This window comes from Schinkia azotoformans (assembly GCF_035811335.1).
Classification (GTDB): Bacteria; Bacillota; Bacilli; order Bacillales; family Bacillaceae_J; genus Schinkia; species Schinkia azotoformans.
In genome coordinates this window covers 63136-75093 of record NZ_JARSMD010000029.1, presented here as the reverse complement: position 1 = coordinate 75093, position 11958 = coordinate 63136, and the positions used below count along the sequence as shown (strand labels likewise).

Below are 11958 nucleotides of genomic sequence, written 5' to 3'. Positions count from 1 at the left end.
GGAGGTCTGTTTTAGATGCAAAAAATGAATGTGGAAAGCTTTAATCTTGATCACACAAAAGTGAAAGCACCCTATGTACGATTAGTCGGAACAACCGAAGGTGTTAATGGCGATAAAGTATACAAATACGATATTCGTTTTTGCCAGCCTAATAAAGAGCATATGGAGATGCCTTCTCTTCACTCTTTGGAGCATATGATGGCTGAATTTATTCGTAATCACTTGGACTGTGTTCTAGATATTGGACCAATGGGATGCCAAACTGGTTTTTATCTTCAAGTGATCAACCATTCAAATTATGAAGAAATCCTAGATGTATTAGAAAAAACATTAAATGATGTTTTAACGGCAACAGAGGTGCCTGCTTGCAATGAAATCCAATGTGGATGGGCTGCGAGCCACAGCTTAGAAGGTGCGAAGGAAGTTGCTAAAAACATGCTTGCCCATAAAGAGGAATGGACAGAAGTGTTCGCGTAAAATATCCTTTAAAGGCGTTGCCGTATATAGGCAACGCCAAAAAACTTCATCAAAACCAACTATTCATCTCGGAAAACACTATAATTGTAAGGTGCATTCAACTTAAATTCTTGAGGTGCTATAAATGAAATATTATAAACATGTGCATGAACTAATAGGGAATACACCTTTAGTTGAAATAACACAATTTGAACTACCTGAAGGTGTCCGCCTTTTTGCAAAGCTTGAATATTTAAATCCAGGCGGAAGCGTTAAAGATCGTCTTGGTAAAAAGCTGTTGCAAACAGCCCTTGAAAAAGGCTATATTGCTGCTGGCGGTACGATTATTGAACCTACCGCGGGTAATACCGGAATTGGACTTGCCCTAGCAGCTGTTGGTACAGGGATTAACGTTATGTTTGTCGTTCCAGAGAAATTCAGCGTTGAAAAGCAGGAGCTCATGCGTGCTCTAGGAGCTACTGTAGTCAACACGCCAACAAAGGATGGGATGACAGGAGCCATCGCTAAAACAAAGGAACTTTTAAATGAAATCCCCAATTCTTATTGCCCCCAGCAATTTGAAAATCCGGCTAATCCGGAAACCTATTTTGAAACATTAGGTCCTGAAATTTGGAATGCATTAGAGGGCCAAGTTAACGTCTTTGTTGCAGGAGCTGGGTCAGGTGGTACCTTCACGGGCACAGCACAATATTTAAAAGAACAAAATCCTGCTATTAAAACCGTAATTGTTGAGCCTGAAGGCTCAATTCTAAACGGCGGTGAATCAGGGCCGCATCGAACCGAAGGTATCGGCATGGAATTTATCCCGCTTTTTGTGAACACTAATCTTTTTGATGCGATTCATACGATAAGTGATGATGCTGCTTTTAATCGTGTGAGTGAACTATCACAAAAATGCGGTCTGTTAGTGGGAAGTTCTTCAGGAGCAGCGTTTGAAGCAAGCTTGCGTGAAGCACAAGCGGCAAAACCTGGTACAAATATTGTTACAATCTTTCCAGATAGCAGTGAACGTTATTTAAGTTCAGGTATATATAAAAAACAAGAATTTTGGAGTGAAAAATATGCGTAAAAAAACTCAACTCATTCATGGTGGCATAGCCAGAGACAAACATACAGGTGCCGTGTCTGTACCCATTTATCATTCAAGTACGTTTAAACAAGAAGGCGTAGGAAATTTCGTTTATGAATATGCTAGAACAGGAAATCCGACACGTGAAGCGGTTGAAGCTTTGATCCGTGATATCGAGGGCGGCTCTCGCGGCTTTGCTTTTGGTTCCGGAATGGCTGCCATAACTTCTGTGATGATGCTTTTATCTGCTGGTGATCATGTCATTATTACAGATGACGTATACGGTGGAACTTTCCGTGTAATGTCTAAAGTACTAACTCGCTTCAATCTTGAATTTACATTTGTAGATACAAGTTCCGGTGAAGAAATTAAAAAAGCGATTCAACCAAATACAAAAGCGATTTATGTTGAAACACCAACTAATCCATTATTAAAAATTACAGATATCGAAGCTGTTTCTACAATGGCTAAGGCACATGAACTATTATTTATCGTGGATAACACATTCAGCACACCTTACTGGCAAAATCCGATTGAGCTTGGAGCCAATATCGTTCTCCACAGTGCGACCAAATATCTTGGTGGACACAGTGATGTTGTAGCAGGATTGGTAGTAGTAGATTCTGAAGAGCTTGGTCAACAGCTCCACTTCATCCAAAACTCTGTTGGTGGCATTCTTGGTCCACAGGATTCTTGGTTATTAATTAGAGGGATAAGAACTTTAGGTATCCGCATGGAAGAAATTGAAGAAAACACGAAGCACATTGTTGACTTTTTACTACAGCATGATGCTGTTTCTAAAGTTTACTACCCAGGACTCGTTAACCATAAAGGTCATGATATTCATAAAAAACAAGCTAGAGGCTTTGGTGGCATGATCTCCTTTGATGTCGGCAGTACTGAAAAAGCCGAAGACCTTTTGCGCCGTACGAAATACTTTACACTTGCAGAAAGCTTAGGTGCAGTTGAAAGCTTGATTTCACTTCCTGCCAAAATGACTCATGCCTCCATCCCTGCTGAACGCCGTGCAGAACTTGGCATTACCGACGGCCTTGTTCGTATCTCTGTCGGACTGGAAGATGTAGAGGATTTAATCGAAGATTTAGCACAAGCATTGAAATAAGAAAAGCGGAAGTGCCCGTTTAGCGACGTATAAACTGGAGCCCATCGACTGAGATAAAGGAAACACGAAGAGCAATAGCGATTCGATGTTGACTTATCGTAGGGAGGTGGGCGAAGTTTACGAGTCGCGGGGCGCTGGAGCTGGACATAGAAAAGCGGAAGCGCCCGTTTAGCGAAGTTTACTGGGCGCTGGAGTTAGACAATAATGCACAAATACCTAGGAGCCCTATATGTAAAGGGCTTCTTTTTTCTTTTCAAATTAGGTTTCTGTGCTAAAATGGTTTATTATGAATTGCAATAGATTTTGTGTTCAGAATCGAAGGAGGATTTTTTACAAATGAAAAAACAAATCATCGTTGGATGGTTGCTATTACTGTTTAGTTTTGCACTTCCGGCGCAAATAAGTTATGCCGACGCTCAGCCTGGTGATGTCATTATTACGCTTGGAGAAAATTTAACGCCTGAACAACAAGAAGCGATAAAACAGGAGATGGGCTATCAAGAAGGAGATACCATTGTCACGGTCAGCAATGCAGAAGAACACAAATACTTAGGTCAATACATAAATAAAGCCCAAATTGGCTCAAAAGCCATTTCATCAGCCAAAATTACTTTAAAAGAGGCTGGTTCAGGTCTTAATGTAGAAACCAAAAATATCAGTTGGGTTACAGAGGATATGTACTCCAATTCATTGATTACCGCTGGTGTAAAAGATGCAGACATCTATGTAACAGCACCTTTTGAAGTTTCAGGAACAGCCGGATTAACAGGCATCCTCAAGGCTTATGAAGTATCTGGTGAAAAAGTGATTCCAGAAGAGCAAAAGCAAATTGCAAATGAGGAAATGGTGAAAACAGCACAATTAGGCGAGCGTATCGGAGCGGACGCAGCAACGGCATTGTTCACACGAATTAAAGAGGAGATTGCGAATAATCCGAACTTAACAGATGAACAGGTATCAGCATTAATTGACCGTATTGCAGCCGAACTAGGCATCCAACTAACCGATGCTGAAAAACAAGGGTTAATAGATTTATTTAATAAAATGAAAAATATGAACATCGACTGGAATCAGGTAAAAAATGATTTAGTATATGTATCTGAACGCCTTCAAGATTTTATGAAGGATGAAAGAACACAAGGAATTATGAAAAATATTATTGATGGTCTGATTGCATTTCTAAATTGGTTAAAAGGACTTTTTGGAGCAGCTGAAGCTTAAAAATAATAGCATAATCATAAGGGAGAGTTTCCTATATTAGAAACTCCCCCTTTGATTGTTAAATCTTAAATCTTAATGCCAACTGACTTAAGGCCTCTGCCATACCCGCCAAGTCTGTAGCTGTTGAAGCTGTTTCTTCAATGCCTGCCGCTGTTTCCTCCGTTACAGATGCAATATTTTGGACGGAAAGTAGTACCTCTTGTGCTTGGGCCGCTTCCTCTTCACTTGCTGCTGCAATTTCCGTTACTTTTGCAGAGGAGTCTTTTACAAGCTTTACAATATCTTTAAATGTTGAGCCAGCCTTCTCGACTCTTTGATTTCCGATTGCAACTGAATCTACAGACCGTTTCGTGTTTTCTTGAATAATCGTAATTAGTTCAGAAATCTCTTTCGTTGCTTTACTGCTTCGTTCGGCAAGCTTTCGCACCTCATCAGCTACTACGGCAAAGCCTTTTCCTGCTTCACCTGCACGTGCAGCCTCTATTGCCGCATTTAAGGCAAGTAGATTTGTTTGCTCCGCAATATCATCGATCACTTCAATAATTTCACCTATTTGGACAGATTTATCTGCTAAATCATGAATACTTGTACTAATTTGTTCCATGCCAACAATGGTATCATTTAGGACTAAACCTCCTTGTTCAGCTGCTCCCACAGTTTGGTCTGCCAGACTAGCTGCATTTTGTGCATTTTCTGAAACTGCTTGAATGGCATTCGTCATTTCTGTCACCATATCCATAGAAGTGTTAGTATCTTGCGCCTGCTGAGCACTACCAGACGCAATCTCTTCCGTACTTGCTGAAATTTCTTCAGCACTAGCAGCGAGACTCGTTGCATTTTCTGTTACTTCGGCAATCGCCCTATTCATATTAGAAATCATTTGATTAAAGGAAGTTACTAATACTCCTATTTCGTCTTTTGAAGTGTAGTCAATATGAACCGTTAAATCTCCTTCCCCGGCCTTCGCCATTTCACCAACAAGCCCTTTTATTGGATTTGTAATAATGCGAGAAATGACCATTCCTAAAAGGATAGAAAGGACAGCAGCAAGAACAATGATAACTGTCATAAAAATAGTGGTTGTTGTTTCCTGACTATTTATTTCATTTTGCAGCTCGTCTGCTACTTTTGCATTATAATCAGCTAGTTCCTGCAGCATGACATTTAGTTCATTAATAGGCTGTGCTAATCTTGATTCAAAAATTTCATGTGCTTCTTCCGTATTTCCATTATCAATAATAGAAAATAATTGTTCGCGTTCTGTTTGAATTTCCTTTAAAAGGTCTTCAACCTGCGGAAGTCGTTCACTTTCGAAATCAGACAGTTTTGTTCCTTTATAGTCATTGACGTCATTAACCGATACTTTCCCTCGTTCTTCAATCTCTCTAATCATTTCGCTGATTTTTGTTTTATCCTTGGTGATCATCATTTCTTTCATTAATGCCTCATTCGCACGTGTTTGCGCTCTTAAGTCATTGATCCATTTGATAGGTAATAAATTATTTTCGTACATATCATTCGAACGGCTGACCATTTGGTTTAAATTATAAAAACCAACCCCCCCGACAAGTACAATAAATAGTAAACTACTTATGATTAACAAGAGAAACTTTCTTGCTACAGATATGTTTTTTAACCAGCTCATTTCTATTTCCTCCAGTTGTTATTGATCAGCCAACTGCTTTAATTGAAGTAGCCTTTCTATTCCTATCACTCTATCAATATTAAGCAGAATAATAAGTCTCTCTTCTAAATGGCAGATTCCTTGTATATAGGCTTCTTCTATTTGGCTTTCGTACCTCGGAGCATGTTCCATTAACTCTTCATTTACTTTTAATACCTGTGTTACTTGGTCGACTAATAAACCTATCAGTTCATTCTGAACCTGAACTACCATCACTCGAGACTTTCTAGTTCGTTGTTGTTGACATATTCCAAACCGCTCTCGTAAATCCATGACCGGAATGAGCTTTCCCCGTAAATTCATCATTCCTATAATGGAAAACGGAGAATTAATGACAGGGGTAATGGTTGGTACTGTTATTATATCTTTCACTTTATCAATCACTATTCCATACTCTTCATCTCCCAGCCTGAAGGTTGTCAACTGTAATGTCTTTTCATTTCTTCTTGTTTCATTGCTTGGAAGATTATTAGTGACATCTTTTGTACCTTCTTCATTGACGATGGAACCAACATCTAAAATAAGGGTGACATTGCCGTCCCCCATAATCGTGGCACCTGCAATATATTTGGGTGTTCCGATATATTTCCCTAGTGATTTAATGACAATTTCTTGATTCCCAAGTGTTTTGTCAATAATGACTCCGACTCTCTTTTCTGCTAACCCAAGTACAACAACAAATATTCGTTTTTTATTCAGGATGTTATCCTCACTTACGTCGAGCCGTTTATGTAGTCTAACAAGCGGGAGGACTCGATCACGAACAATTCCAACCTCTTGGTTTTGAATGGTTTTGATCTCCTCTTTGCTTAATCGAATAATCTCCTGAACATTCACTAGTGGAATTGCAAATTGTTTTTCACCTATTTGGACAAGAAGTGAGCGGATAATCGCCAATGTTAATGGCAGCTTGATTGTAAAAGTCGTCCCTGCCCCGACTTTTGTTTGTATGTCAATCATTCCATTTAATTTTTCAATATGACTGCGTACAATATCCATGCCAACACCGCGACCGGATATGTCAGTAATGGTTTTGGCAGTTGATACACCTGATTTAAAAATGAGGAAAACTAAATCCTTTTCCGTCATTTGTTCCGCTTCATCTTCCTTAATCAGATGTTTTTTAATGGCCGACTGTTTAATTTTTTCCGTATCAATGCCTTTGCCATCATCTGAAATGGTGACCACAATATGATTTTCTTCATGAGCAGCTTTTAACATCACCGTACCTTGACGATTTTTCCCCAATCCTTCTCGTTCTTCTGGGGGTTCGATCCCGTGATCAAGTGAATTTCTCAGTAAATGAATGATCGGATCTGCAATTTCCTCAATTAAATTGCGGTCAAGCTCTGTTTCTTTTCCCTCTATTATAAAGTTGACTTCTTTTGATGACTTTTGGGCAAGATCGCGAACCATTCGTGGAAAACGATTGAATAGCTGCTCAATTGGCAGCATTCTTGTCTTCATGATCCTTTCTTGAAGCTCACTAATGATTTGTCCAAAATTATTTTCTACCTCTTGGAACCCTTCAATATCAGGATCACTTGAATATCGTTCCGCTAATCTTCCTCGAACATCCGTTAGTCTCGTTTGACTAATGACCAATTCCCCAACGAGGTTCATCAATTCCTCTAACCGTTCCACATCAATCCGAACAGTTGGGTTCACCTTCACCTGCGATGTAGACTTTTTGCCATTCTCTTCGGTTTCTAATGAACTTTGTTCAACAATTCCCATCTTTTTTCCTACACAATAGCTTGCAAGATTGGAAGAAGTAAGTATGGTTAAATGAATCGCTTGGATATCTGAGATACTATTGACAACATTGAATACCTCTTTATTTTGGGCATTAGTAACAATAATGAAGGCCAAACTGCCCGCGAACTTTTCCTCAGCTTCAATGACTTCTGGCGCTGGAAAGGAAGCGATAATCTCCCCTAATTCCTTTAAGTTGTTGTGAATCAAAAAGGCCCTAACCGATTTCAACAGCGATTTGTCATTCAAAACAACATAGACAACAATTGCATTCATGCCAAGTTCGAATGCTTTTTCTACCATATCCTTTTGGTATTCATCTAGAATCACTTCAGGGAAATCCGCCGTGTCAGCTGAATCGTTCTTGACCACTTCTATTTCATGGACTGAATGATTTCCATCATCTAGTTTATTGTTTTTGGTCCATTCTAGTTTTGCAATAAGGTCGGATATATCGATAGAGTCAATCGCGCCATCAATGATTGCTTCTTTTAAGCGTTTTATTAGGTCAATCGATTCAAAAATAACATTAATGATCGCTGCATCTACATGGAGTTGTTGATTACGAATGGAATCGAAGACATTTTCGATTTTATGGGTTAATTCTTTCATTTTTTCAATACCCATTGCTGCAGAGGAGCCTTTAAGGGTATGGGCAGCTCGAAAAATACTTTGAATAGTTTCGGCATTTTTTGGATCCTGCTCTAGATTTAATACTTCTTTTTCCAAAATTTCTAGCTGCTCATCCACCTCATCTAAAAAGACCCCTAAATACACAGATAAATCCAAATCCATCTTAACTACACCTCCTCATCATAGGGAAATAAAACTTTTTCTAGATTTAAAATACCAATAAATTGTTCGTTTATTTTCGCAAATCCTTTAAAACAATCTTTTTCAAGCGTATTAAACATCTCTAGAGGAGGCTCCACATTTTTCCGCTCAACATATGTGACCATCGTTACCCCATCGACAATTAGTCCAATATTTTCACCCTGATTATGTATGATAATTATGCGTGTCTTTTTATGGAATGGAGGGACATTCATACGAAATCGTTTTCGCAGATCAATAACCGGGATGATGCTTCCACGTAAATTAATCATTCCTGAGATAAAGTCCTTAACACCAGGAACCTCTGTAATTGGATGAACACGAATAATCTCAACGACTTCTTCGATTAATAATGCGCAAAGCTGCTCTCCAATTGAAAACACTGTATATTGTTGAAGTTCAGGCGTATTTTCTATCTGTTTCACCATGTCTCCCTCCTTACAAAACTAGAAAACTCTAAAGGCATATTTTACTTATTTTGAAATGCTTAAAATATACATTATGTAACAACATACCAATGTTGTTAAAGAAATTATATTAATAAAGATATAAAGTAAACCGTGAAAAATATCACGGTTTTTATTGGCATTTCTAAACAAAATGTGAATTATACGTTACTCCAAAGCGCCACAGTCCATTCTTAAATAAAAAAATAGCGAAGGAATGTCCCCCGCCATTTTTATTATTTTTCTAAAGTAATTACATTTTCTAATCTTTTCATTTTCTTGATCGCTCTTCTTTCCTTAAATCCTGCCAGTACCATATAAAGTGATGGCACTAATACAAGGGTTAAGATCGTTGAAAAAATTAATCCAGATATGATTGTCATAGCCATCGGTGAAAATAATGGGTCCCTTGAAATCGCCAATGGTGACAGACCTGCAACTGCAGTTGCCGATGTCAGTAAAATTGGGCGAAAACGTGCTTCCCCGGCATTGATGACCGCTTCTTTCAAGCCAACACCCTCCCGGCGTGCCTCTTCAATGAATTCAATAAGAACAATCCCATTACGAACTACAATGCCCGATAAAGAAATGGCGCCCATCATCGTCATAAAACCGAGTGGCGTTTGCGTAATGAACAGTCCGATTAAACTGCCCGCAAACGCTAAGTAAACCGTACTCATAACTAAGAGTGGCAACGACAATGAGTAGAACTGCATCGCAATTAAAATAATGATGATAAATAAAACAGCAACGGAGAGTTTTCCCATATCAATGAAAATATCGGTTTGTTCAGAGGTCTCCCCACCTATTTTCCAACTATAACCTTCCGGTAGTATCATTTTTTCCAAGTGTGGCCTTACTTCTTTAATGACCTCTGTTGCTGTCCGGTCTCGAATCTCACTCGTTATTGTAACAACTCGAGCCATATTCTTATGGGCAATCGCCCTGGCAGCAAAAGATGGTTCAATCTCAACAAGTTCAGATAATGGGATCTGTTGACCCGCTATATTGGGCACCGATAATTTATCAAAAATAGCAAGTGGATCATCCCCTCCATTATTTGCATATAACTGCATGTCGACAAGATCTTTTCCATCGTCAAATTTAGAAATGGTAATCCCTTCACCTACAAGTCGAAGTGTTTTCGATAAATCATTATAGCTTACTAATTTTTGATCCATTAATTCCTTATTCACATTAAAATCAAGCGCATAGCGATCAATACCAAAATTATCATTGATATTGTAAGTTCCTTGGAGTGCTGCAATTTGTTCCTTAATTTGCTGCGATAAATTTCGGAGTTCGTCAATGTCCTCACCGTATACTTCGATTTCAATCGGCTTTCCAACCGGTGGTCCAGTAACAAGAACCTTTGGCGTAATCAGTACACCTGGAAACTGTTTTTTAAACTCCTCTGACCATTCATGTTCAATTTCTATCGGCAGTTTTTTATTTTTATCTAGAATGACAACGAGCTGGCCCACTTCTATCCCTTCACCGGCACCAGTGTCTCCCAAGAACATTTTAGGTGCACTACCACCTGCATAGGAGGATACAGTTTTAACCTCTTCTTTTCTTAGCAGAAATTCCGTTACATTATGAACAACCTCATTTGTCGCTCTAATGTTTTGTCCTGTCGGCACCCTAATATCAACGAGAAATTCAGGGCGGTCATCAACTGGAAAAAGATCAATCGGGATAAATGGTATTAAAACATAGGCGCATGTACCAATTAACACACCAACGATACTTGCCTGTTTCGGGCGGTTAAGAATTTTGGGCATTAACCGCTTTGAATACCAATTCGTTAAAGAAGATAATTGTTTTCCTAATAACCCTGCATACCGCTTTTCTTTTTGAGTTTTATTGAATTGAAGATTTCTAGTTTCTCGCCAGCGTCGATAAATCGGAACGATTGTTAATGACATCACCATTGATGCCAGCATTGTCATCGAAATGATCGTTGGAACCGGCTTGATGAAAAAACCAACATTTCCTTTTAAAAATAATAATGGGGCAAACGAAGCGATCGTTGCCAAGGTGGCTGTAATGATCGAAATAGAAACCTCTTTCGCACCATTAACGGCTGCCTGTTCCGGCGTTTCCCCAAGTACCCGAAGTCTTCGTTCAATATTATCGTTCACAACAACAGCATCATCCACTAAAATCCCGAGAACGATGATTAAACCGACAAGTGACATTTGATTAAGGGTAATGCCTAAGGATGGTAAAAACATTAATCCTAATGCCAGTGAGATCGGTATAGCTAGAGCGACAACAAGGGATGATGATAAATTTAAGCCAAGCGTACAGACAAACAAAACGGCAGCAATCGCAATTACCATCTCTCTTCCAAGTTCACCGAATAGTTCTTTTACTCTCTCATTCTGTGAAAATAAAGGGTGCACCTCAGCCCATTCCGGTAAATCCTTCGATAATCGATCGATTAGAGGATCTATTTCTCTTTGTATTGATGGTACGTCACTGCCGACTTCTCCATTGATATTAATAGAAATCGCCGGAACTCCGTTATGATAAGCAAAATAATCAGCTTTTTCAGTTGTTAATTCGACTTTACCAATATCCCGCAGATAGACAGGAAAGCCTTGGACGGTCCTTGTAATAATTACATTTTCAAGGTTCTCTACTGGATATAATTCTGGAAGCTTTAATTGATAGGTACGCTCATTAATATCCAAGTTGCCTAATGGAATCTTCTCATTTTCTTGTTTGATTGCATGTAATACTTGTGTCCAAGACAAATGATAGGCTGATAACCTTTCAAGGTCAATTTCAATCCGCACTTCTTTTTCCGGAAGACCTTGAATCTGCACCTCGGCAACATTTGGTATCGCCCTTAATTGCTGCTTCCAATCCTCCACTTTATCTCGCAAACTATAAAGATCATTTATCGTTGGCGCTGTTATATTGAAGGATTGAATAAACGATCTATTTAAATCATCGTTGATGAATGGAAGGATGGCATCTTCGGGAAGGTCTTTTTCAGCATCTTTTACCTTTTTTCGCAGCTCATCCCATTTTTGTTTTGGATCGACGTCGGCATTTGCTTCAATAACAAGTACGGAACGTCCTAATGATGACGTTGATTCGATCGATTTTAAATCTTCAATTTCATTTATTTTTTCTTCAAGAATATTAGTAACATTTTGCTCAACCTTTTCCGGAGAGGCTCCGGGATAAATCGTTGTTACCGTGGCGACGTTTACAATGATGTCCGGCATCTCCTGTTTTGGTAACTGAAAGAAACTGAAAAAACCAATAATAACAACCATTGCAAAAAACAGCAATGTGATTTTTTGCTTCTTAATTGTATAGGCAATCATGGCTG

Annotated in this window: 8 protein-coding genes; 4 read left to right on the top strand and 4 right to left on the bottom strand. The window is 38.9% G+C overall.

Going from position 1 to position 11958, the window contains the following annotated elements:
- Positions 1-15: 15 nt before the first annotated feature.
- From P9E47_RS18485 to P9E47_RS18470, 4 genes are all read left to right on the top strand, one after another.
- A complete protein-coding gene (locus P9E47_RS18485; RefSeq protein ID WP_003332980.1) occupies positions 16-477 on the top strand; it encodes an S-ribosylhomocysteine lyase in 462 nt (153 codons plus the stop codon).
- Between the two features lie 124 nt (positions 478-601).
- Positions 602-1546: a PLP-dependent cysteine synthase family protein gene (locus P9E47_RS18480; RefSeq protein WP_003332981.1), complete on the top strand. Its 945-nt coding sequence runs from the start codon at positions 602-604 to the stop codon at positions 1544-1546.
- A complete protein-coding gene (locus P9E47_RS18475) occupies positions 1539-2669 on the top strand; it encodes a bifunctional cystathionine gamma-lyase/homocysteine desulfhydrase (protein WP_326164304.1) in 1131 nt (376 codons plus the stop codon). The genes P9E47_RS18480 and P9E47_RS18475 overlap by 8 nt, the downstream gene beginning before the upstream one ends.
- A 336-nt stretch (positions 2670-3005) precedes the next feature.
- A complete protein-coding gene (locus P9E47_RS18470) occupies positions 3006-3890 on the top strand; it encodes a DUF1002 domain-containing protein (RefSeq protein WP_326164302.1) in 885 nt (294 codons plus the stop codon).
- 58 nt (positions 3891-3948) lie between these two features.
- On the opposite strand, the gene P9E47_RS18465 is transcribed toward P9E47_RS18470, so the two are convergent.
- The 4 genes from P9E47_RS18465 to P9E47_RS18450 form a co-directional block, all read right to left on the bottom strand.
- Positions 3949-5535, bottom strand: a complete 1587-nt coding sequence (locus P9E47_RS18465; RefSeq protein ID WP_326164301.1) for a methyl-accepting chemotaxis protein — start codon at positions 5533-5535, stop codon at positions 3949-3951.
- An 18-nt stretch (positions 5536-5553) separates the two neighbouring features.
- Positions 5554-8124: a chemotaxis protein CheW gene (locus P9E47_RS18460; protein WP_326164300.1), complete on the bottom strand. Its 2571-nt coding sequence runs from the start codon at positions 8122-8124 to the stop codon at positions 5554-5556.
- Positions 8125-8129: 5 nt separating this feature from the next.
- Positions 8130-8591 carry a chemotaxis protein CheW gene (locus P9E47_RS18455; protein WP_003332986.1) on the bottom strand — a complete coding sequence of 154 codons (462 nt, stop codon included), beginning with the start codon at positions 8589-8591 and terminating at the stop codon, positions 8130-8132.
- 254 nt (positions 8592-8845) lie between these two features.
- Positions 8846-11953 carry an efflux RND transporter permease subunit gene (locus P9E47_RS18450; protein WP_326164333.1) on the bottom strand — a complete coding sequence of 1036 codons (3108 nt, stop codon included), beginning with the start codon at positions 11951-11953 and terminating at the stop codon, positions 8846-8848.
- Positions 11954-11958: the final 5 nt, after the last annotated feature.